Annotated in this window: 26 protein-coding genes; 17 read left to right on the top strand and 9 right to left on the bottom strand. The window is 68.7% G+C overall.

Features of this window, described 5'->3' with window-relative positions; all coding sequences use genetic code 11:
• Positions 1-35 precede the first annotated feature (35 nt).
• The 4 genes from rpsR to rpmB form a co-directional block, all read right to left on the bottom strand.
• Entirely contained in the window at positions 36-293 is a 258-nt protein-coding gene (gene rpsR, locus ASG12_RS16605; RefSeq protein WP_045824006.1) for a 30S ribosomal protein S18, read from the bottom strand.
• Positions 294-401: 108 nt separating this feature from the next.
• A complete protein-coding gene (gene rpsN / locus ASG12_RS16600) occupies positions 402-707 on the bottom strand; it encodes a 30S ribosomal protein S14 (protein ID WP_055791936.1) in 306 nt (101 codons plus the stop codon).
• A gap of 1 nt (position 708) precedes the next feature.
• Complete coding sequence (gene rpmG, locus ASG12_RS16595) at positions 709-879, bottom strand: 50S ribosomal protein L33 (protein ID WP_045824004.1); 171 nt, start codon at positions 877-879, stop codon at positions 709-711.
• Positions 879-1,115 carry a 50S ribosomal protein L28 gene (rpmB, locus tag ASG12_RS16590; protein ID WP_055791933.1) on the bottom strand — a complete coding sequence of 79 codons (237 nt, stop codon included), beginning with the start codon at positions 1,113-1,115 and terminating at the stop codon, positions 879-881. The genes rpmG and rpmB overlap by 1 nt, the downstream gene beginning before the upstream one ends.
• 91 nt (positions 1,116-1,206) lie before the next feature.
• Here rpmB and mrf point away from each other — a divergent pair, with 91 nt between their 5' ends.
• The 3 genes from mrf to rpmF are packed head-to-tail and all read left to right on the top strand — an operon-like array spanning position 1,207 to position 2,989.
• On the top strand, positions 1,207-2,520 hold the full coding sequence (gene mrf, locus ASG12_RS16585; protein WP_055791931.1) for a ribosome hibernation factor-recruiting GTPase MRF: 1,314 nt from the start codon (positions 1,207-1,209) through the stop codon (positions 2,518-2,520).
• On the top strand, positions 2,517-2,780 hold the full coding sequence (locus ASG12_RS16580; RefSeq protein WP_055791927.1) for a type B 50S ribosomal protein L31: 264 nt from the start codon (positions 2,517-2,519) through the stop codon (positions 2,778-2,780). Before mrf ends, ASG12_RS16580 begins: the two co-directional genes overlap by 4 nt.
• Before the next feature lie 35 nt (positions 2,781-2,815).
• Complete coding sequence (gene rpmF, locus ASG12_RS16575) at positions 2,816-2,989, top strand: 50S ribosomal protein L32 (RefSeq protein WP_045824000.1); 174 nt, start codon at positions 2,816-2,818, stop codon at positions 2,987-2,989.
• Positions 2,990-3,071: 82 nt separating this feature from the next.
• Here rpmF and ASG12_RS16570 read toward each other — a convergent pair whose 3' ends face one another.
• From ASG12_RS16570 to ASG12_RS16550, 5 genes are read right to left on the bottom strand one after another with little or no spacing between them, the layout of a single operon-like run.
• Positions 3,072-5,300, bottom strand: coding sequence for an MMPL family transporter (locus ASG12_RS16570; RefSeq protein ID WP_055791925.1), 2,229 nt, complete (start codon positions 5,298-5,300; stop codon positions 3,072-3,074).
• A gap of 54 nt (positions 5,301-5,354) precedes the next feature.
• Entirely contained in the window at positions 5,355-6,512 is a 1,158-nt protein-coding gene (locus tag ASG12_RS16565) for a hypothetical protein (RefSeq protein ID WP_055791922.1), read from the bottom strand.
• Positions 6,509-7,336, bottom strand: a complete 828-nt coding sequence (locus ASG12_RS16560; RefSeq protein ID WP_055791919.1) for a phosphatidylserine decarboxylase — start codon at positions 7,334-7,336, stop codon at positions 6,509-6,511. Before ASG12_RS16560 ends, ASG12_RS16565 begins: the two co-directional genes overlap by 4 nt.
• Entirely contained in the window at positions 7,300-7,515 is a 216-nt protein-coding gene (locus ASG12_RS16555) for a hypothetical protein (RefSeq protein WP_055791917.1), read from the bottom strand. Before ASG12_RS16555 ends, ASG12_RS16560 begins: the two co-directional genes overlap by 37 nt.
• The gene (locus ASG12_RS16550) at positions 7,512-8,744 is read right to left on the bottom strand and encodes an SDR family oxidoreductase (protein WP_055791914.1); all 1,233 of its coding nucleotides are present in this window, start codon (positions 8,742-8,744) and stop codon (positions 7,512-7,514) included. The genes ASG12_RS16555 and ASG12_RS16550 overlap by 4 nt, the downstream gene beginning before the upstream one ends.
• A gap of 240 nt (positions 8,745-8,984) precedes the next feature.
• On the opposite strand from ASG12_RS16550, the gene ASG12_RS16545 reads away from it, so the two are divergent.
• The 14 genes from ASG12_RS16545 (at position 8,985) to ASG12_RS16485 (ending at position 22,273) form a co-directional block, all read left to right on the top strand.
• Positions 8,985-9,671, top strand: a complete 687-nt coding sequence (locus ASG12_RS16545; RefSeq protein WP_055791912.1) for a response regulator transcription factor — start codon at positions 8,985-8,987, stop codon at positions 9,669-9,671.
• Positions 9,672-9,705: 34 nt separating this feature from the next.
• The gene (locus tag ASG12_RS16540) at positions 9,706-11,115 is read left to right on the top strand and encodes a HAMP domain-containing sensor histidine kinase (protein WP_082502077.1); all 1,410 of its coding nucleotides are present in this window, start codon (positions 9,706-9,708) and stop codon (positions 11,113-11,115) included.
• A 198-nt stretch (positions 11,116-11,313) separates the two neighbouring features.
• On the top strand, positions 11,314-12,828 hold the full coding sequence (locus ASG12_RS16535) for a trypsin-like peptidase domain-containing protein (protein ID WP_055791907.1): 1,515 nt from the start codon (positions 11,314-11,316) through the stop codon (positions 12,826-12,828).
• Positions 12,828-13,514 (top strand): MogA/MoaB family molybdenum cofactor biosynthesis protein, encoded by a 687-nt coding sequence (locus ASG12_RS16530; protein ID WP_082502076.1) that lies wholly within the window; start codon positions 12,828-12,830, stop codon positions 13,512-13,514. Before ASG12_RS16535 ends, ASG12_RS16530 begins: the two co-directional genes overlap by 1 nt.
• An 8-nt stretch (positions 13,515-13,522) precedes the next feature.
• Positions 13,523-13,696 (top strand): hypothetical protein, encoded by a 174-nt coding sequence (locus tag ASG12_RS21350; RefSeq protein ID WP_200932802.1) that lies wholly within the window; start codon positions 13,523-13,525, stop codon positions 13,694-13,696.
• 372 nt (positions 13,697-14,068) lie between these two features.
• Positions 14,069-14,674, top strand: coding sequence for an MspA family porin (locus tag ASG12_RS16525; protein WP_055791905.1), 606 nt, complete (start codon positions 14,069-14,071; stop codon positions 14,672-14,674).
• A gap of 73 nt (positions 14,675-14,747) precedes the next feature.
• Entirely contained in the window at positions 14,748-15,413 is a 666-nt protein-coding gene (locus tag ASG12_RS16520; RefSeq protein WP_055791902.1) for an MspA family porin, read from the top strand.
• A gap of 252 nt (positions 15,414-15,665) precedes the next feature.
• A complete protein-coding gene (locus ASG12_RS16515; RefSeq protein WP_045823990.1) occupies positions 15,666-15,926 on the top strand; it encodes a hypothetical protein in 261 nt (86 codons plus the stop codon).
• 69 nt (positions 15,927-15,995) lie between these two features.
• Positions 15,996-17,183 (top strand): sensor histidine kinase, encoded by a 1,188-nt coding sequence (locus ASG12_RS16510; protein ID WP_055791900.1) that lies wholly within the window; start codon positions 15,996-15,998, stop codon positions 17,181-17,183.
• A 7-nt stretch (positions 17,184-17,190) separates the two neighbouring features.
• On the top strand, positions 17,191-18,015 hold the full coding sequence (locus ASG12_RS16505; protein ID WP_055791898.1) for a LytR/AlgR family response regulator transcription factor: 825 nt from the start codon (positions 17,191-17,193) through the stop codon (positions 18,013-18,015).
• The gene (locus ASG12_RS16500; RefSeq protein ID WP_055791895.1) at positions 18,012-18,389 is read left to right on the top strand and encodes a hypothetical protein; all 378 of its coding nucleotides are present in this window, start codon (positions 18,012-18,014) and stop codon (positions 18,387-18,389) included. Before ASG12_RS16505 ends, ASG12_RS16500 begins: the two co-directional genes overlap by 4 nt.
• A 4-nt stretch (positions 18,390-18,393) precedes the next feature.
• Positions 18,394-20,181, top strand: a complete 1,788-nt coding sequence (locus ASG12_RS16495; RefSeq protein WP_055791893.1) for a sodium/solute symporter — start codon at positions 18,394-18,396, stop codon at positions 20,179-20,181.
• A 113-nt stretch (positions 20,182-20,294) separates the two neighbouring features.
• Entirely contained in the window at positions 20,295-20,669 is a 375-nt protein-coding gene (locus ASG12_RS16490) for a DUF485 domain-containing protein (RefSeq protein ID WP_055791890.1), read from the top strand.
• Positions 20,666-22,273 (top strand): solute symporter family protein, encoded by a 1,608-nt coding sequence (locus tag ASG12_RS16485; RefSeq protein WP_055791887.1) that lies wholly within the window; start codon positions 20,666-20,668, stop codon positions 22,271-22,273. The genes ASG12_RS16490 and ASG12_RS16485 overlap by 4 nt, the downstream gene beginning before the upstream one ends.
• The last annotated feature ends 125 nt before the right edge of the window (positions 22,274-22,398 follow it).

The raw sequence follows: 22,398 nt of genomic DNA, 5'->3' as shown, positions 1-22,398 counted from the left end.
CCATCGCGAGGGGTGGCGTGCCGGTCGGCCGACGATCACCGACCGGTGGTGACGAAGGGCAGCAGGGCCATCTCACGTGCGTTGCGGATCGCGGTGGCGACCTGTCGCTGCTGCTGCGGGTTGAGGCCGGTGACGCGACGGCTGCGGATCTTGCCGCGGTCGGAGAGGAACGTGCGCAGCAGGGCGACGTCCTTGTAGTCGATGTGGTCGATCTTGCGCTCGCGCAGGATGTTGCGCTTCGCGGCGACCTTCGTCGGCTTCTCGTTGCGCTTACGGGTGGGCTTGGCAGCCATGATCGCTTCCTCAGTTCATTGTCGTTCGGTCAATCGCCGATTGTCCATCTTACGCGAGATCTGACCCGCTCTTGACCACGGTCGTCGAGGGTGCGGCCCGTCGCGGCGTCACCAGCTCGATTTCGTGATACCCGGCAGCTCACCGTTGTGCGCCATCGCGCGAAAGCGCACCCGGGAGATGCCTGCCTTACCGATGTAACCACGGGGACGCCCGTCGACCGCATCGCGATTGCGCACGCGGGTGGGGCTGGCGTCGCGGGGGAGTCGTTGCAGCGCCAGTTGCGCGGCGGCGCGATCGTCGTCCGACGACCCGGGGCTGCGGACGATCTCCTTGAGCTCGGCCCGGCGCGCCGCATGTCGTGCGACGACCTCGCGACGGTGCTCGTTGCGGTTGATCTTCGACTTCTTGGCCATGTCAGCGCTCCTCTCGGAAATCCACGTGCGCGCGGATCACCGGGTCGTATTTGCGGATGACCAGGCGGTCGGGGTCGTTGCGGCGGTTCTTGCGTGTCACGTAGGTGTAGCCCGTGCCCGCCGTCGACTTCAGCTTCACGATCGGTCGGATGTCGGTGCTCTTGCCGGCCATCAGAACGTCTCCCCGCGTGCGCGCATGCGGGCCACGACGGCGTCGATGCCGTCCCGGTCGATCGTCTTGATGCCCTTGGTGGACACCCGCAGGGTGATGCTGCGCCCCTCACTCGGCACGAAATAGCGGCGTCGTTGGATGTTGGGGTTCCAGCGGCGGTTGGTGCGCACGTGCGAGTGCGACACCTGCTTGCCGAAACCGGGCGCGCGCCCGGTCACCTGGCAGTGGGCGGACATGGTCCCTCCGATGCTTGTTGGTAACGATTGTCGATACGGGCTAGGCTAACACCATGATGACAATGGTTATCAACAACGAAGGCGGCCCGCCGTGGCCGTGAACCGCACTCCGGTCGTGGTCGTGACCGGTTTCGATCCCCTCGCCGTCGATGCGGTCGCCTCGGCCATGGCGGTCCCCGGAACCGTGGTGGTCCACCACGACCTCGCGTCTCTGTCGCAGGGCTCGATGACCCGCACGATGCACGACCACGACACCACCGGGGCACCGCTCACCCGCGTCACCCAGGTCGACCTCGTGCACGGATGTGTGTCGTGCGCGCTGCGGGAGGACCTCCTGCCGCTGCTGCGGTCACTGCACCGTCGCGGTCGGGTGGAGCGGATCGTGCTGGCCCTCGACCCGCTCATCGAGCCCGAGCCGCTGTGCTGGGCCATCGAGCACGTCGTCGTCGCCGACCTGCCGGGGCAGATCGACGGTCCCGCCGGTCGCGACGTGGAGATCGCCGCGGTGATCGGCTGCGTCGACGGCGCCACCTGGCTGGCCGACGCGACGGGCGACGACACCCTCGCCGAGGCGGGACTCCTCCCACCGGACGACGAAGACGAGCGGACGATGGCGCAGGTCGCGGTCGGCCACGTCGAGTTCGCCGACGCCCTCGTGGTGGGCGGGGCCGCCGACGACGGATGGCAGGCCGCACGATTCGGGGCGGTGGTGGCACGACTCGCGCCACGGGCTCCGGTCCTCCTCGAGACACCGCAGCGCCCGGTATCGGCGGCGATGATCGAGGCCCTGCTCGCCGCCGTCGCACCCGACGCGCGCCGAGGCCGCAGCACCGGTGCCCACGACCCGCTCCTGACCGGTCAACCCCCGCTCGACGACGACTGCGGTGTGCAGATCGTCGAGTTCACCGCCGACCGACCGATGCACCCGGGCCGTCTGCACGACGCGATCGACTGCCTGCTCGACGGTGTCGTGTGCTCGCGCGGGCGGCTGTGGGTCGCGACCCAACCCGACGAGGCGCTGTGGCTCGAGAGCGCGGGCGGTGGCCTGCGGGTGGCGACCGGCGGCCCGTGGCTGGCCACGATGACCGCCGACGAGGTCGCCCGATGCGCGCCCGAGCGGGTGTCCATGGCCTCGCTGCGATGGCACCCCGACTTCGGCGACCGCGACACCAGCATCGTCGTCCTCGTCCACCGCGCCGACCCGCGACACATCGTCGAGACCCTCGGCGCGGCCTGCCTGACCGAGACCGAGATGGCGGCCGGCCAGGCCGCCTGGGACCGCTGGCCCGACCCCTTCGGCACCTTCCATCGCGATCCCTGTGTCGACGCCGACCCGCTCGACGACGCCGATGCCGGATCCACCGACGTCCCCGCCAACCACCCACGAGAGGCAGACCGACCATGAAGCCAGGACTCCACCCCGACTACCACCCCGTGCTGTTCCGCGACTCCGCGACAGGGAAGACCTTTCTCACCCGGTCGACCGTGACCTCCGACGTGCTTTTGGAGTGGGAGGACGGTAACCGGTACCCTCTTGTGGTTGTCGATGTCACGTCAGACTCGCACCCTTTCTGGACCGGGGCGACCCGCGTGATGGACACGGCAGGACGAGTCGAGAAGTTCGAGCGCCGATACGGGCGCCGAGCGCGTCCGACGCAGACGTAGTTCTCACCAGAACTGATTCGAAGAAGGGCTTGATCATGGCTGTACCGAAGCGCAGGATGTCGCGGTCCAACACCCGCAGTCGTCGTTCGCAGTGGAAGGCGGAGAACCCGCCGTTGCAAGAGGTGAAGGCCGGTGGCGTGAGCCAGCGGGTGCCGCGTCGCCTCGTGAAGGCAGTGAAGCTCGGGATCATCGATCTCGATCGTCGCTAGACCCTTCTCGCACAGCACCGCACCAGGGCTGGTCGTCGCATTCGCGGCGACCGGCCCTTTGCTGTGACCTGAGCGGACCGGGTCAGCGGTGTCCCGGCCACCAGTTGCGTGAGCCGAACAGCGTCATCATCGCGGGCACGAGCATCATCCGGACCAGGATCGCGTCGAAGATGACCGCGACCGCGAGTGCGAAACCGAACTGTTTGAGCTCGAGGACGTCGGCGCTGAGGAACGCGCCGAACACCACGACCATGATCGCCGCGGCGGCGGTGATGGGTCGGGCGGTGTGCTCGATGCCGTCGACCACGGCGGCGTCGCTGTCGCCGTCGCGACGGAACACCTCTCGCATGCGCCCGATGAGGAACACCTCGTAGTCCATCGACAGACCGAACACGACCGCGAACACCGTGACCGGTAGGTACACCTGGATGTAGCCGGCCGAGGTGAACCCCAGCACCGACTGCAGCCACCCCCACTGGAAGACCGCGACGGTCAGCCCCAGCGCGGCGCCGGTGACGAGGACGTTCATCACCACGGCCTTCACCGGGATCACGACGCTGCGGAACACCAGCCCCAGATACAGCAGCGAGAACCCCAGGATGAGAACGATGACCCACGGCATCTTCCCCGAGATCTCGTCGGACGCGTCGACGACGAGCGCCGTGGTCCCCCCGACATAGGCGCGGGGACCACCGTCGGCCGTCATCGTCGCGGCCTTGTCGCGGATGCTCTGCACCAGCTCGATGGCGTCGGTCGAGTCGATCGCGACCGCGGGTATCACCACCATCAGCGACCGGCCGTCGTTGCTCTGGGAGTACGTGTACGACACGCGCGGATCGGTGCGCAGACCGTACTCGAACTCCACCGCGCGTTCGGCCTGGCTGTCGGAGAGCTGCCCGCCGTCCGACCCGCCGGTGAACACCGTCGTGATCGGCGAGATGGTGCCCGCCGCGAACTTCTGCGACAGCACCGTGTTGGCCGGGCCGCTCGGCTGGTCGCGCAGCGCGGCGGTCCCGATGTCGACGCCGTAGCGGATCGAACCGATCGGGATCATGCAGATCACCAGCAGCAGCACCCCGGCGACCGCGTAGCGCCACGGGTTGCGCATCACGTGGCGCGCCCAACGGGCCCACCAGCTGCCGCGCGTCGACGACTCGTCGGTGGGACGGGCGTCGGCGGGTCGGTATCGGGCCGGCAGTCCGACGCGGTCGACCGCGGGACCCAGCGCCGCCAGGGCCGCGGGCAGCATCGTCCACGCCACCACGAGGACGCACACGATGGTGACCGCGACGACGAGGGAGATGGTGCGCACCGCGGGGACGTCGACGATGGTCAGCGAGGCCAACGCGATCATCACCACCAGACCCGAGACGGCGATGGTGTGCCCGGCGGTCGCCATCGCGACACCGACCGACCGTCGGATGGCCTCGGTGTCGCCGCGGGTGGTGACCCCCCGGCGCGCGAGTTCCTCACGGAACCGGCTGACGATGAACAGCGAGTAGTCGATGCCGAGACCGAGCCCGATCATCGACGCGACCGTCGTGACGAGGATGTCGAAGGTCATGACGTTGGCCAACAGCGCGATCACGCCGAAGGCGATGAGCAGCCCGAACCCGGTGGAGATCAACGGGATCAGGCCGGCGACCAGACCGCCGAGGGCCAACACCAACACCAGCAACGCCAACGGGATGCCGACGCTCTCGGCGCGCGTGGCGTCGGCGGACTCCACCCGCGTGAGGTCGACGGTCATGGGGGAGTAGCCCGTCATCGCGACCGTGATGCCGTCGCGGGAGGCTCCGTCGAGCCGTTCCTGCAGGCGTTCGGCGACACCGATGCGTTGGCTGGCGTCACCGCGGACCCCGACGAGGGCCACCGCCGCGGTCTTGTCCCGGGAGATCTGCGGCGCGAAACCCTGTGTCTGATAGGGGTCGACGACGCTGACGACGTCGGTCGAGGTGCGGAGATCGTCGACGACGGCGGTGACCCGCGACCGGAAGGCCGCGTCCGCGGTCGTGGAGGTGGTCGAGGAGAAGGTCACCGCGAGTTGCTCGGTGCCGTAGTCGGCGAAGTGCTTCGCGAGCAATGCATCCGAGCGGCTCGAGTCGGTGCCCGACACCGAGAAGTCGACGCCCACCAACTTCGACTGCAGCGCCGGGTACAGCGCGGCCGAGCCGAGGGCGAGCAGGAGGCCGACGACGATGACGCGGTAGCGGTGTCGTGCGACGAACTCGCCCCACCGCTGACCGATCGGTGCCCGACCGGTCGACGCGCGCCCCTGTCGTTCCTCGGGCTGCTGTGCGGTGTCAACCATGGCGTCTCGCCACCTCCAGATCGTCTCCTGCCGTGCGGGCGTCGTGTCGCCCGATCACGCCGGGTCGAGATCCCGACTGTAGATCCGATATGTCCGATACGGGCCCATCTCGACGCGCGAGAGCACCGAACCCTTCATCCACTCGCTGTCGTCGAGGACCGGTGCGCCCTCCATCCGCGTGTAGCCGCGTTCTTCGATGCGGCGCCACATCTCGACGATCACCTGCGAGGCGACCGACCGGTCCGGGCAGGTCGAGTCGACGAGCATCATGTCGACGCGGACGCCGTCCATCAGGCGGGTCCGCTTGGGGCCCTTGACGTACCAGAGCGTCGCGACGTCACGGACCCAGCGGAACCGGAACCTCGACGCGCGCTCCATCGCCTGGTTCGCATCGGGGATGCCCATGAAGAAGGCCACCGGCTTGCCCTGGTACTCGGCCAACAACGTCAGGTGCGGGTCGAGGATGGGCAGCATCATCTTCTGCAGATCCCGCATCTCGGGTCGCGACAGCGGCGAGAAACCCCAGAAGTCCTTGAACGTCGTGTTGTACAGCTCGCGGATGATCTCGGTGTCGCGTGCCAGCGTCCGATAGCGCATGCGCCGGAAGGTGATCTCCGACCGCGCGCTCACCCGCTCGTAGAGCTGTTTGTGGCGGGCGAACTTCTCGCTGCAGAACATCTGGTACGGCTCGTCGAAGCGATAGCTGTAGAAGTCCTTCATGCTGACCAGTCCCCACTTCTCGAACTGTTCGGCGTAGTACAGCGGGTTGTGCGGCATACCGATGAGCGGGAGGCGAGCCTGCGCGTCGACGACGATGCCGGCGCTGTAGAACATCGACGGGCTGAACGGTCCGGCCATGGTGGCCAGCCCGCGCACCGACACCCACGCCGCGGCGGCGTCGAGGAGGTCGGTCGCGACGACGTGGTCGTCGATGGCCTCGTAGAAACCGAAGAACCCCAACGACTCCCCGGTGTACTGAGTGAAGGCGAGGTCGTGGATCGCGACGACACGGCCCACGGGTCGATCACCGTCGCGGGCCACGAACGCCTGGAAGCGCCGCTCCTGCGCCAGTTCCGGGTTCGGGCGACGCAGGATCGTCAGGTCGATCGGTTCGTCGGGCAGGGCGTGGGGGTCGTCGCGGTAGACGGTCCGGTACACCGCGGCGAAGTCGTCCCAGTCGCGCGCGGACTGGACGGGGCGGACGGTGATCACGAGTGCACCTCCTCCGGTGCCCGTGCCGAGGCGGGGCGAGCGGCGAGAGGCGACTGCGCCACCGACACCGGCGAGAGAGCGACCGTGGTCTTGCCCGCGAACACGTACTGCCCCGGGCTCACGGTGATCTCGGAGACGAGCGAGTCCGGCAGGAACACGTCGCACTGCGAGCCGAAGCGGATCATGCCGTACTGCTCGCCGCGGTCGAGGGTGTCGCCGACCTCGACGTGCGCGACGATCCGATCGACCCAGAGGTCGGCGATCTGGGTGACCGTCGCGACGGCACCGCCCGCGTGCTCGACGCCGATGGTGAGTCGTTCGTTGGCGAGCAGGTAGTCGCATCCCTCGTCGTAGGGGGAGTGCCGCGCGATGAGGTTCGCCCCGACCCTCGCCATCGACCGGTTGAAGGGGTCGGCGCCGCGGTGCCTGCGGAACACCACCGACCCCGCGATCGGCGAGCGATTGCGGTGCACCGAGTACTCCGACATGTAGATGCCGATGAGATAGCCACTGGCATCGGGTGATCCGGGCTCGGCGTGCACCACGTCGGTGAACTCCGAGAGCGGGATGGTGCGGCCCTTCTTCACCGCGAAGGGCACGCGGCCGGCCTCGACGCGTTTGACGTAGGTGACGAACCCGTCGGCGGACGCGACCACCGCGCGTGGATCGGCCGGCGGGATGCGTTGCGGGTCACGGAAGAAGAATCGCAGACGCCAGTAGACGACCGCGGCCACGAACGATCCCACCGCCGTCACGGCGGCCACGAGCCACCACCGCAGGGCGGACGTCAATGCGATCGGCCCTCGTCCATCGAGGCTGCCCATGACACATACCTTTCGAGCAGGGGAGACCCCACACGTCGGGGGAGCAGACCGATGCCGGCGCAGGCGAGGTAGAAACCCACCGAGTACGTGGCGTTGATGAGCTCCCCGGCGAGTGGGGTGTCGGACAGACGCACCGCGATGGGCTCGACCCGCCGCGTGCGTCCCCCGGTTGCGGTCATGCCGAGGCGGCCATGTCCTTGAGCTTGACCGTGCTGAAGTACAGCTCGAACAGGCGACGGTGATCGCACCACGACGCGTCGTGGTCGGCGGGCAGGATCGCCTCGGGCTTGTGCACCTTGCGCATCAGGATGTCGATGTTGTCACCGAGCATCGTCTGGGCGAACTTCGTGCCGACGAGGTCGGCGACCTTGCCGAAGAACTCGTCCCACGTGACGAGATCGAGCCCCAGCAGATCGGCGTAGAGGCTGTGGTCGTAGTCCTCGGGGTTGCTCGGCAGCAGCCGGGTCATCGGCTGCTCGGAGGTGGCGTTGCGCGCCATCACCTCGCAGATGACGTCGACGGGCACGTAGTTCATGCCCGGCCCGTCCCAGATGGCGCCGACGGCGATCGCGACCTCGACGATGCGCCAGAAGCTGTATGCCCGACCGGGGTCGAGACCTCGCTGGGTGCTGCCGAGGATGTAGGGCGCCTCGCACAGCGTGACCGAGTAGGTGTCGGACTGTGACAGCCAGCCGAGCAGTGCGGCGTTGACCCACTTCATCTGGGCGTAGCCGGAATACCACCACGAGTCGGCGCGACGGAAGTCCTCGGGCCGCTGGTAGAGGTGGGCGCCGATGCTGCCGACGTAGGTCACGTGCTTGCGGGTGTGGGTGATCGAGAACTCGAGGGTGCGCAGCAGGCTGATGAACCAGTCCTGACGCAGGTCGAGGTAGCTCGAGACGTAGTCGGTGGAGCTCGCGCAGTTGTAGATCAGACCGACCTCGTCGGCGAGGTCGAGGTAGCGCTCCTTGCTCAGGCCGAAGCGACGTTCGGTGACGTTGCCCTCGACGAACACGACCTTTGCGGTGTTTACCGAGATCTCGTACTGGTCGAGCGTCGCCTGCAGTCGCTGCTCCACGGTCTGGGAGTCGGTCGGCCGGATCATCGCGTAGACGCGGGTGATCGACGGGTCGCGCGTGAGGGTCCCGATGAGGTGCGCTCCCAGGAACCCGTTGGCGCCGAGGATGAGTGCGGTGTCGCGGCGCGGGGCGGGCAACGTGGCGACGCGCTTACGGGTCTCCTCGTCGATGGTCGGCCGCAGTGCGGTCGGGTCGCCTGTGCTCAGCGCGACGACGTCGGCGTACTTGCCGTTGAACCGCAGTCCCCGGCATTCCGAGGTGATCAACGCGTCGGCGTGCGGCCAGATCGGACGCAGCGACTCCCCTTGACTTCCCACCCCTGTTGTCATGTGTCCCCGACCCTTCTCTCCCGACGTTGTTCGAACGACTGCCGACGCTAGGGGCTTCGGTGGGGCGAACGTGGCCGAACTGGGCCAGGTTTGTGAGGTTCCACAGAGCCGTCGATGACAGGTGTTGAGAACATCTCATTCGGTGATGGCGGAAACGAGTTGCGTGTCTCGGGTAACCGAAGAGGCGCCGTTCGGACGTGTCTCAGCGAGGTCTCAGCAGTCCACGTCACACTGGTGCGTATGCGCATCCTGGTGGTGGACGACGACCGCGCGGTCCGGGAGTCCCTTCGCCGATCCCTGTCGTTCAACGGCTACACCGTCGAGACCGCCGGCGACGGGGTCGAGGCACTCGAGCAGATCGCGTCGACCCGTCCCGACGCCGTCGTCCTCGACGTCATGATGCCCCGGCTCGACGGCCTCGAGGTGTGCCGACGGCTCCGCAGCACCGGCGACGATCTGCCGATCCTGGTGCTCACCGCCCGCGACAGCGTCTCCGAGCGGGTGTCGGGCCTCGACGCCGGCGCCGACGACTATCTGCCGAAGCCGTTCGCACTCGAGGAACTGCTCGCCCGGCTCCGTGCGCTGATGCGTCGCGCCGGTGGCGAGGTGGACGCCGATTCCGAGGCCATGACCTTCTCCGACCTGACCATGGACCCGGTGACCCGCGACGTCAGCCGTGGCGAGCGGTCGATCAGCCTGACCCGCACCGAGTTCGCGCTGCTGGAGATGTTGATGGCCAACCCGCGTCGCGTGCTCACCCGCAGTCGCATCCTCGAGGAGGTGTGGGGTTACGACTTCCCGACGTCGGGCAATGCGCTCGAGGTCTACGTCGGATATCTGCGGCGCAAGACCGAGGCCGACGGCGAATCGCGTCTGATCCACACGGTGCGCGGCATCGGCTACGTGCTGCGTGAGACACCGCCGTGAGCGGGGCGCATCGGTGACCTACGGACACGGGCGGATGCGCGACGCCACCGCGCTCACCCGCTCGATCTCGCTGCGACTACGGGTCACCCTGCTCGCCGCGACCGTCGTCGGCATCGCCGTCGCGGTGATGGCGGTCAGCGCCTACGCCGTGGTGTACCGCGCCATGTACGCCGATGTCGACGCCCAGTTGCTCAACCGTGCCGACGGCATCACCCAGCTCGCCCGCTACGGCGTGCTCGACGACTCGCCCGAGAGTCTCGTCGCCGGCACGCTGTTCTCGACCGACATGTCGGTCGCGCTGGTGCTGCCCAACGGGCGCGCCTTCCAGATCGGTGACGTTCCCTACGGCCCGACGGAGAAGGCGGTGGTCGCCGGTGACGGCGGAGCCTCCTCGACTCTGCGGACCGTCGACAACCAACGCGTGATGGCGCGCAAGTTGGTCGACGGCAACACCCTGATCATGTCGCAGAGCCTCGGCCCGACGGACAAGGTGCTGGGCCGCCTCGCGTGGGTCCTCGCGATCGTCGGCGGGTGCGGTGTCATCCTCGCCGCCGTCGCCGGCACCACCGTCGCCCGCGCCGGTCTGCGTCCGGTCGCCCGCCTCACCCAGGCCGCCGAACGGGTCGCCCGCACCGACGACCTCAACCCCATCACCGTGACCGGTAGCGACGAACTCGCCCGTCTCACACAGAGTTTCAACCTCATGCTGCGGGCCCTCGCCGAATCGCGTGATCGACAGTCGCGACTCGTCGCCGACGCAGGGCACGAACTGCGCACCCCGCTCACGTCGTTGCGCACCAACCTCGAGTTGCTGATCGCGAGCAGCGCGCCGGGCGCCCGCGCGCTCCCCGAGGCCGACATGGCCGACCTGCGTGCCGACGTGATGGCGCAGATCGAGGAGATGTCCACGCTGGTCGGCGATCTCGTCGATCTCGCGCGCGACGACGCACCGCAGGTGGTGCACGAGGAGGTTGATCTCTCCGAGGTCCTCGAGCGTTCGCTGGAGCGGGTCCGGCGTCGGCGCAACGACGTCGACTTCGCGGTCTCGATCACGCCGTGGTTCGTGTTCGGTGAGTCCAACGGCCTGTCGCGCGCGGTGCTCAACGTGCTCGACAACGCGGCCAAGTGGAGTCCCCGCGACCGGCCGGTGGTCGTGACCCTGCGGCCGATCGGCCCCGACCGCGTGGAGCTGACCGTCGGCGACGCCGGCCCGGGTATCCCGCCGGAGGATCGTGAGCTGGTGTTCGACCGTTTCTACCGGTCGACCGCCGCCCGCTCGATGCCCGGTTCCGGGCTCGGCCTCGCGATCGTGCGTCAGGTGGTCAGCAAACATGGCGGCACCGTCGCGGCCGGCGAGTCCGACATGGGTGGGGCCCTGATCCGCATGGAACTCCCGGGCCGTCCGACACCGCTGGAGACCGCCCCGGTCGAACCGGCACGCTGACACGCCGGGCGTCTCGCCCCGGTCGTACGTGCCCGGTTCTCAAAGGAAACCGGGGGCTGGGGTCTCAGTCCCCTCTCAGGACGGTCGCGCACCGTTAGGGTCAAGCAGTCAGATACCGCGCGCAGCCGCGACGGACACGGGTCCGTTCCGCGGCGCGAAGCCACACGGCGACACGACCATGATTGGGGCATCGAAGCCATGACCGACAGCCAGCACGGGTCGGAATCGGGACAGGGATCGACGCCGGGGGACCGGTCTGCATCCGAGTCCGGTTCTGCAGACCAGCACGGTTCGACCGGCCCCACGTCAGACCAGTACGGATCCGATCAGTACGGATCGGGCCAGTACGGATCAGGGAACTACGGGTCGGGTCAGCACGAGGCCGGCTCCGCCGGCACCCAGCCCTTCGGGTCGGATCAGTACGGCACGAGCCAATACGGATCGGGCCAATACGGGTCGGGCCAGTACGGATCGGGTCAGGAGTACGGCTCCGGACAGTCCTACGGGCAGGGGGGTCAGCACGGATACTCCCAGCAGGGCGCCGGTCCGGCCTACTATCCCGCCGCGTCCTACGGCGGCTCGTCGTACCCGGGCGCGACGCAGACGGCGACGCGCGGCGGCTCGCGCGTCGGTCTGGTGATCCTCGTCGTGGTGCTGTGCGCATTGGCCGGAGGAATCGGCGGGGTCGTCGGCGCCGGGCTGGAGAACTCGTCGTCGAACTCGGTCTCGGGTGGCGTCGTCAGCGGGCCCCGCGACAACTCGCAGCCCGCCGCGGCGGCAGCCGGTTCGGTGCAGGAGGTGGCGGCCAAGGTGCTGCCGTCGGTCGTCTCGATCGACGTGCGCATCGGCAACCGCGAGGGTGAGGGTTCGGGCATCGTGTTGAGCCAGGACGGCTACATCCTCACCAACAACCACGTCGTCACCGCCGAGTCGTCGGGTACCGGCCAGCTCACCGTCAGCTACAACGACGGCTCCACCTCGGGGGCCACCGTCGTCGGTGCCGACCCGATCTCCGACATCGCCGTCATCAAGGCCTCGAAGACCGGACTGACCCCGATCACCCTCGGACAGTCCGGCAACCTCGCGGTCGGCCAGAGCGTGATCGCCGTCGGCTCGCCGCTCGGTCTCGCCGGCACCGTCACGACCGGCATCATCAGCTCGCTCAACCGGCCGGTGTCCACGCAGGGCGAGGACAACAGCACCGCGTCGGTGATCGACGCGATCCAGACCGACGCCGCCATCAACCCGGGTAACTCCGGTGGCGCGCTGGTGAACGCCAACGGCGCGCTGATCGGCGTCAACACCGCCATCGCCAGCCTGTCCGACAGTGCAGGCGCGCAGGCGGGCAGCATCGGCCTCGGCTTCGCCATCCCGATCGACCAGGCCATGCGGGTCGCCCAGGAACTCCAGCGGACCGGTCGCGCGACACAGGCCGGCCTCGGGGTGTCGGTGCAGTCGGCGTCGGCCAACGCACAGACCCCCGGCGCCCAGCTCTCCGCGGTCACCCCCGGCGGCGCGGCGGCGAAGGCCGGCATCCCCTCGGGTGCGGTGGTCACCAAGGTCAACGATCGCGTCATCGCCTCCGGCGATGCCCTGGTCGCGGCCATCCGGTCGCACGCACCCGGCGACCAGGTCGCCATCACGTTCACGGCCAACGGCGCGAGCCGCACGGTCACCGTCACCCTCGACACCCTCGACACCGGAGGCCGCTGATGAGCACCATCGACACCGACACCCCCGCCGACAGCGGTGTGCTGCGGATCCTGCCGTCGGTACACAGCAGTACTGTCATCGACGAGACCGGCGAATCGGGGTCGATCGGTCGCGTGAGCAGCCGCGACCTCGCCGCCGCCGATGTCGCAGCCGAACGCCTGGCTGCCGACGCGAGAGGACAGAAGATGAACGCGGTGAGCCTGGAGTCGCAGGAACTCGGTCGGGCGCTGGTGGTCGTCGTCGACGACCGCGCCGCCCACGGCGAGGACCAGACCCTGATCGGCCCCCTCGTCGGTGAGCTGCTCACCGAGGCGGGCTTCCACGTCGACGCCACGGTCGCCGTCGCGGCCGACGAGGTCGAGATCCGCAACGCCCTGAACACCGCGGTCATCGGCGGTGTCGACCTGGTGGTGTCGGTCGGTGGCGTGGGCGTGCGTCCCCGCGACGTGACGCCCGAGGCCACCGCGGGCCTGCTCGATCGCACGCTGCCCGGCATCGAGGAGGCGGTCCGCAGTTCTGGACTCGCCGCCGGTGCCGCCGACGCCGGGCTCTCCCGCGGCGTCGCGGGCATGTCGGGGCAGACCCTGGTGGTCAATCTGGCCAGTTCGCGTGCCGCGGTCCGCGACGGCATGGCCACCGTCACCCCGTTGGCCAAGGCCATCATCGAATCGATCACCGAGTTCTGAGACCCCCCGTGACCGACAGCGACGAGTGGGAACGGCGTCGGCGACTCGCCGACGTGTTCGGCGACGACCTGCCCGACGTCACCACCGACGAGGCGACACCGATGCGTGATCGAGATCACTCCGGGTCCCGATCGGCCGACGACCGCTGGTTCCTCGACAACCGCCCGCCGCACCACGGATAACCGCTCGTCACCGCGCTGTGTGGGCGCGAAGTGCGCTACGTCCGGCATGCCCGATTCGTGGCGCTTCGCCGCCTCGGATGCGCGATTGTGACCTGACCCTTTCCGACACGAGTGGGCCCATGTGTTGTCGGGTGGGGGCGCGACCGCTAACGTCCCACCTGACACAGCACTGAGCCGGCCTCGGGGGGTGCTGAGTCGTACTGGAGATATGTGGATCAGGTCGGCGCGAGCAGCGTGCGAAGTTAACCCATCGGTAACGTCGCGCAATCTGCCTGTTAACGATCCGCGACACCATTCTGCAGAACCGTCAGGTCACTCCGGGCTAACATTTCGATGTCGTCGGGATAAACGCACTTCCTTGAGAGGGAACGAATGAGCAAGATGAGCAACTCCGGCCTCCGCCGCGTGATCGGTGCGAGCGCCGTCGCCGCGGTTGCCGCCGTCGGTCTGGCCAGCATGGGCGCAGGTAACGCTGCTGCCGGCCCTCTTCCCGGAGGAACCAAGACCACCGTCGGCATCGACGGCACCTCGGTCAAGATCTCCCGCACCGCGGAGAGCGCGTACCCCGTCGCCTCCGTCGCCAACAACGGTGCCGGCCGTTCGGCCGAGGTCTCGGCCAACGTGTTCGCCAACGTCAAGGGCAACGCGACGGGCATCCTGACCACCGGTTACATCGTGGGTTGCCAGATCGACATCACCGGCCTCACCGGCGGACTGTCGGGCAGCCTCAACGTCGTCGGTGGCGGCACCGTCGCCGGCAGCATCAGCGTCCCGCTGAAGCCCGGCCAGGCCGCCAAGACGCCCATCCGCGTGAAGAACATCAAGTCGGGCGTGTCGGCGATCCAGTACAAGCGCTACGAGATCTCGGTCCAGCAGTGCGGCGGCTACGCCTCGGCACGCGCCTACACCGAGGTCCAGCTGACCGGCGACTACTACATCAAGTCGACCCTGTACGGCAACGTGTTCAGCATCGGCTGACGCAGCAGATAATCCGCCCACACTCTCCATTCTTTATCTGCCGCAAGCAGACTGACTTCCGCTAAGGGGAATCATGAACAACACCAAGATGCGCTTCGTGGCCGCGGCCGCGAGCATCGCCTCGGTCACGGCCGTGGGCCTGGCCAGCATGGGCGCGGGCGCTGCCGCCGCGGCCTCGCTGCCGGGTGCCTTCACCTCCACCACCCTCGTCGACGGCACCAAGGTGACCGTCGAGCTCAAGAACCAGTCGTACGGCGTCCAGCGATCGACGGTCGCACTGCCGACCAGCCGCAACGTCACCGTCTCGGGCCAGGTCATCGTGACCATCGGCGGCAAGGCCGTCGGCGCGAACGTGCTGGCCGGTTACCTCGTCGGTTGCCAGCTGAGCTTCAGCTCCAACGGAGGTATCGACGGCGGCGCGGACATCGATCTGACCAACCAGACGACTCCGATCGTGCCGGACGACGACTCGACCAACGGCGGCAGCGGCAGCTTCGCGATCGCTCCGGGCCAGGCGGCCTACGTGCCGATCGTCGACACCACCGACAGCGACGGCAACAAGGTCAACTCGTTCTCGATCGCGGGCAAGCGCGGCGGTATCGCCTACAGCGGCGAGCGCTTCTCGGTCGACGCGTGCGCCGGCTACGCCTCGGCCAAGCCGAAGATCGTCGTCACCGTCTCGACCGACGCCGTCGATGGCGTCGTCACCCTGTACGGCAAGCAGTTCAGCCTGTTCTGATCGGCTGATCTGACAGTTCTCCCACAGGGGGAGTGGCCTTCGGGCCGCTCCCCCTGTGTCGTGTTCGGGGCATCTGCGCCGATTCGTCACCCGGGGTTCGGTGCGGTGTCACATGGGTTCCCTACAGTTGGGCGCGCCGGTGCGCGAATTGGTGGCGCGGCTCACCGTTCGCATGCACAATGATCTGGTTGTCCACGCGGGGGCGTGGCATCGACACACTCTCTGCGACGCGAAGAAACGGGGTGACCGACAATGACTGTTGACACCGAGATCGGCCGGGCGACCGGCGAATTCAGCGATGACCGATTGGTGCAGTTCGAGCTGGGCTGGTTCCAGCGGGGTGGCGGTCCCACCGAGGCGATCCGCGCCGAGTTCGGTTTCGGTGATGTCGAGTTCTTCACCCGTCTGCGGTCCCAGCTCGACTCCGGCAACACCGATGCCCTGCCGCCGCGCGTGGCCGAGCAGATGCGCGCGGTGTGCCGCAAGCGTCTGTGGCTCGCGCGCGCCAGCTGACGTTCTCTCCCGCCGCGCGGCGGTGGCCTGCGATGATGGCCCGATGACCGGACCGGCGCACCACCACTGATGTCCACCCTCGCGTGGGTGGTGGTCATCGTCGCCGTCCTGATCGTGTCGACGGCGGTCGTGGTGTTGCGGACCCGCACCCGACCCACCCTCACCACGCCCACCGAACGCGCGGTGCACGCCACCCTGCACACCGCGTCGCTGGCAGCCGCACCGCTCCGAGAGGGACTGACCGCCGAGTCGGCGGGGCTGGCCGCGCCGCACCTGCGTGCGCTGACCGCCGCCGACGCGGTCGGTGTCGCCGATGCCGACGGCACGGTGCTGGTGTGGGACGGTCCGCACGAGGGCCTCACGGCACGGTTCGCCGACGCCGCGGTCCGCTGCGTGGCCGACGGCCGGCGCATCCTCATCACCTCGGGGCTCGGTGACAGCGGTGTCCGGGCACTCGTCGTCGAACCCCTCACCGGTACCGAGGTCCTCGGCGTGCTCGGGGTCGTCAGCCGCACCACGCCCGGGCCCGGTGCACTGTCGGCGATCACCGACGTCGCGAGGTACGCGGGCAGTCAGATCCAGCTCGCCGAGCTCGACGCCTCGCGCGCCCGACTCGACCGCGCCGAGGTCCGCGCGCTGCGTGCCCAGATCAGTCCGCACTTCATCTACAACGCGCTGAGCACCGTGGCGTCGTTCGTCCGCACCGATCCCGAGCGGGCGCGGGAACTCATCCTCGAGTTCGCCGACTTCACCCGCTACTCGTTCCGCGCGGCGGGGGAGTACACCCTGCTCGCCGACGAGCTGCGCAACATCGACCGCTACCTCACCCTCGAACGAGCGCGGTTCGGCGAGAGCCTCGACGTGCGCCTGCAGGTGGCCCCCGAGGTGCTCAATGTCGTGTTGCCGTTCCTCGCCCTCCAGCCGCTCGTCGAAAATGCCGTCCGTCACGGCATCTCGGGCACGTCCACCGGGGGAACGGTGACCATCGTCGCCGACGACGAGGGCGCGGACTGCGTCATCAGCGTCGAGGACGACGGTGTCGGGATGGATCCCGAACTGCTGCGGTCCGGACTCGACGGGGTGACCGCGGCCGGCTCCGGCGCCGCCGAGACCGCACACGTCGGACTCGCCAACGTCGACGACCGGCTGCGCGCCGCGTTCGGCGACGACTACGGTCTCGTCGTGGAGACCGCGCCGGGTGCGGGCACGAAGGTCAGCATGCGTGTGCCGAAGTTCCGCCCCGGGATCACCGTGTGATGGCAGCATGGCTCCCGTCGTGACCCAGATTCCCGAATTCTCCGCACCGCCACCGCGTCGTGGCCTGACCGTCCTCGCCGTCGACGACGAACTCCCGGCACTCGACGAACTCGAATTCGCGCTGATGCAGACCGATCCGGTGACGACGGTGCTGACCGCCTCCGACGCCACGACCGCGTTGCGGCTCATCACCGACTCCCCGACACCCATCGACGCGGTGTTCCTCGACATCAACATGCCGGGACTCGACGGCCTCGAACTCGCCCGGGTGCTCGGCGCGTTCGCCGATCCGCCGTCGGTGGTGTTCGTGACCGCGCACGACGACCGCGCGGTGCGGGCCTTCGACCTCGGCGCGGTCGACTACCTGCTCAAACCGCTGCGCACCGAACGCCTCGCCGAGGCCGTCGGGCGTGTCGTGGACCATCGCGCGACGCCGTCGGCGGCACCCGGTCCGGCGCACGGGCGCGACGCCGACGAGGTGCTGGCGGTGGAGATCGCCGGCATCACCACCCTGGTGCCGCGGTCGGATGTGCGCTGGGTCGAGGCGGTCGGCGACTACGCCCGGTTGCACACCGATCGCGACGCCCACCTCGTGCGCACACCGTTGTCGACACTCGAGAATCGCTGGCAACACGCCGGATTCGTCCGCGTCCACCGCTCGTACCTCGTGCACCTGCCCTCGGTGACCGGTATCCGCACCGCCGGATCGCAGACCGTGGTCTGCCTGCGGCCGGTCGGCGACGCACCGGGCGTCGAACTCCCGGTCAGCCGACGACACACGCGCGAACTGAAGGACCGACTCGTCGGCGGCCGCTCGCCGGGGCCGCGGTGACCACGCCGCGCGATCGACGCCCGCCGCCGCGGGAACGTGTCGTCCTCGCGCAACGACGGGGCGCGCGACGGGTCCGTAGTCGCGTGGAGGTGCAGGAGCAGACCGAGATCGGCGACGCGTTCGTCCGCGGCCTGATCCGTGCGCAGCTCGGACTCGCCCTGCGCGTGGGTGGCGTGGCCGCGACGGCACTCGCCGCGCTGCCGGTCCTGTTCCTCCTCGTGCCGTCGATCGCCGACATCAGCCTCGCCGGCATCGGGTTGCCCTGGCTGATACTCGGTGTGGCCGTGTACCCGGTGTTGTTCGCCGCGTGCCGCTTCTACGTCCGACGCGCCGACCGCAACGAGCAGGAGTTCGTCGACCTCGTCGACGACTGAGGCGATGACGACGATCGCCGGACACCCCCTACCGGTCGCGACGGCGATCGCGCTGATCGCCGCCGCCGTGGCGACCGTCGCGATCGGCGCCTACGGCGTGCGCCTTGCCCGGACCACCAGTGACTTCCTGGTCGCCTCCCGCAGCGTGGGGTCACGGTGGAACGCTGCGGCGATCTCGGGTGAATACCTTTCCGCGGCATCATTTCTCGGAGTCGCGGGCCTGATCGCCAAGTACGGCGCCGACGCGCTGTGGTATCCGGTGGGGTTCACCGCGGGCTACGTCGGTCTGCTCCTGTTCGTCGCGGCGCCCCTGCGCCGTTCCGGTGCCTACACCGTCCCCGACTTCGCCGAGTTCCGTCTCGGCTCACGACGACTGCGCTCGGTCGCCACCGCATCGGTGGTGCTGATCTGTGTGCTCTACCTCGTGCCGCAGCTGCAGGGCGCCGGACTCACCCTCGACATCCTGCTGGGGGTACCGCCCTGGATCGGGGCGACCGTGATCGGGCTCATCGTCATCGCGAACGTCGTCGGTGGCGGCATGCGCTCGATCACCTTCGTGCAGGCGTTCCAGTACTGGCTCAAGATGACCGCCATCGCGATCCCGGCACTGGCGCTCGCGATCCACTTCTACACCGATGACCGCCGAGCGGGAGATCTCGGCTCCGCGGCACCGCCGGTGGTGACCGCGGCGACCACGGTCGACGTCACCACCGACGTCCGCGTGACGGTCTCGACGCCACTACAGCTCGGCGCCGACGGCCGCATCGACGGTGCCGAGGTGACCGGGCCGCTACTCCTCGAGCCCGGCGAGCACGAGGTGTCGGCGGGCACCTCGCTCGACCTCGCCGCCGGATCGCCGGTCCCGGTGGTGGCCGGTGCGCCCACCACCCACGCCGACTGGATGCGCCCGGGGTGGGGGTTCGGCGGACCCCATCCGCTGTTCCAGGTCTACTCGCTCATCATCGGGATCTTTTTGGGCACCATGGGGTTACCGCACGTGCTGGTGCGGTTCTACACCAATCGCGACGGCCGCTCGGCGCGTGTGACATCGATGGCGGTCGTCGGCCTTCTCGCGGCCTTCTACCTGTTCCCGACGGTGCTCGGCGCGTTCGCGCGCCTCTACGTCCCGCAACTGCTCATCACCGGCACCTCCGATGCCGCGGTGCTGCTGCTCCCGGGGTCGGTGCTGTCGGGGATCGGTGGTCAGCTGCTCGCGGCGCTCGTCGCCGCCGGCGCCATCGCCGCGTTTCTCGCGACGTCGTCGGGTCTGCTCGTCAGCGTCGCGGGGGTGGTGAGCACCGACGTGTTGGGCGGGCGCGTGCGCGACTTCCGTATCGCGTCGGTCGTGGCCGGGGTGGTGCCGGTGGTGATGGCCGTCGGCGTGACGTCGGTCGACCTGTCGCGCACGGTCGGTCTGGTGTTCGCCGTCGCGGCGTCGACCCTCTGCCCTCTTCTGGTGCTGGGCATCTGGTGGCGCGGGCTCACCGCGGTCGGGGCGGTGAGCGGGCTCCTCGTCGGTGCATCGGTGGCCGGCGCCGCCGTCGTCGCCACCACGTTCGGCGGATTCGACGACACCGTGGCCGGCGGGTGGCCGTCGGTGCTGGCGGGGTACCCGGCGGCACTGAGCGTCCCGCTCGCGTTCGCCACCATGATCGTCGTGTCCCGTGCGACACCGACCCGCATCCCCGCCGATGTCGGGCGCATCTTCACCCGACTGCACGCCCCCGAACGACTCGGAGTCGGCCGCGACCGCGAGGTCGGACTGCGAGACGGGACGCCGGGCGAGGGGTGACCGAACCGCCGTTCGTCGTGCCCGGGCGACCGTTCGTCGCACAGCCCGACCCCTCGCCGTGTGACGGTGCCCACAACCCACTGATGTGACCTGGGTCTCGCTACCGTCTGCGCATGACAGCAGCAGATCTCGAACCCCACGGGTCCGACGCCCCGGGTGCGCCGCGGCGCACCCCCGACGCGCAGGCCTTCGTCGACATGCAGGCCACCCCCGAGTTCCAGGAGCTGCGTCGGCGTCTGCGCACATTCGTCTTCCCGATCACCGGGTTCTTTCTCGCCTGGTACGCGGTCTACGTGCTGCTGGCGACCTACGCCGCGGACTTCATGGCCACGAAGGTGTTCGGCAACGTGAACCTCGGCATCATCCTGGGCCTCGGGCAGTTCGTGTCGACCTTCGTGATCACCGCGATCTATGTACGTTTCGCCAACCGCGAGCTCGACCCGCGGGCCGCAGCCATCCGTGACGAGCTGGAAGGACCTGCCGCATGAGCACTCTCGCCGCAGCGGGTGCGTCGGTGGGCAACCCCGCACTCAACATCGCCATCTTCGCCGCGTTCGTGGTGGTCACCATGACCATCGTGATCCGCGCGAGCCGCACCACCAAGAAGGCGTCGGACTTCTACACCGGAGGCGGACAGTTCTCCGGACCGCAGAACGGGTTCGCGATCGCCGGTGACTACCTCTCGGCCGCATCGTTCCTCGGCATCGCCGGCGCCATCGCGGTGTACGGCTACGACGGCTTCCTCTATTCCATCGGCTTCCTGGTCGCCTGGCTGGTCGCCCTGCTGCTCGTCGCCGAACTGCTGCGCAACACCGGTCGCTTCACCATGGCCGACGTGTTGAGCTTCCGTCTCTCCGAGCGGCCGGTCCGCATGGCCGCCGCGCTGTCGACCCTGGCGGTGTCGCTGTTCTATCTGCTCGCGCAGATGGCCGGGGCCGGGGGACTGGTGTCGCTGCTGCTCAACATCGACGGCAAGTTCGGCCAGGGCGTCGTGGTCGCGGTCGTCGGACTGCTGATGATCGCCTATGTGCTCATCGGCGGCATGAAGGGCACCACCTACGTGCAGATGGTGAAGGCCGTCCTGCTCATCCTCGGTGCCGGCGTCATGTTCGTCCTCGTGCTCGTCGCGGTGAAGGGCAACTTCTCGACGCTGCTCGCCGACGCACAGGCCAACTCGAGCAAGGACATCCTCGCGCCGGGCGCCAAGTACGGCATCAGCGCGATGTCGCGGCTGGACTTCATCTCCCTCGGCATCGCCCTCGTCCTGGGCACCGCCGGCCTTCCGCATGTGCTGATGCGCTTCTACACCGTGCCCACGGCCAAGGAGGCCCGACGCTCGGTCACCTGGGCCATCGGTCTGATCGGTGCGTTCTACCTGTTCACGCTGGTGCTCGGCTACGGCGCCGCCCGCATGGTCGGACCCGACGTCATCCAGGCCGCCCCGGGCAAGGAGAACGCCGCAGCGCCGCTGTTGGCCTTCGAGCTCGGTGGGACGATCTTCCTGGCGGTGATCTCGGCGGTCGCCTTCGCGACCATCCTCGCCGTCGTTGCCGGTCTCGCGATCACCGCGTCGGCGTCGTTCGCCCACGACATCTACGCCAGCGTCATCAAGCGAGGCACGGCCACCGAGGAGCAGCAGGTACGCGTCTCGCGGATCACGGTGGTGGTGATCGGTGTCGTCGCCATCGTCCTCGGCATCCTCGCGATGGGTCAGAACATCGCGTTCCTCGTGGCCCTGGCGTTCGCCGTCGCAGCGTCGGCAAACCTGCCGACGCTGCTGTTCTCGCTCTTCTGGAAGCGGTTCAACACCACCGGGGCGCTGTTCAGCATCTACGGCGGTCTGATCACCTGCATCGGACTGATCGTGATCTCGCCTGCGGTGTCGGGTAAGCCGACGTCGATGTTCCCCGACGCGAACTTCGACCTCTTCCCGATGTCGAACCCGGGCATCGTGTCCATCCCGGCCGGCTTCCTGCTCGCCGTGATCGGTACGTACATCGGTGGCCGTCGACGCGAGAACGCCGCGCGCCAGGCCGAGATGGAGGTGCGCTCGCTGACCGGCGTCGGCGTCGAGAAGGCCGTCTCGCACTGATCGGTGGCCGGAGGGTGTCGGGCCGGTGAACGGCACCCTTCGGACCTCGGTGATCGGAAATGCCTGCACGCTAATGGGTTTGGCGCGCAACGTAACGAAGGTCTCCTTCGCGACATCTGGTGCGA

This window comes from Williamsia sp. Leaf354 (genome assembly GCF_001424365.1).
GTDB lineage: Bacteria > Actinomycetota > Actinomycetes > Mycobacteriales > Mycobacteriaceae > Williamsia_A.
The sequence above is the reverse complement of the archived record's forward strand: the minus strand, read 5'-3'. Positions and strand labels throughout refer to the sequence as shown.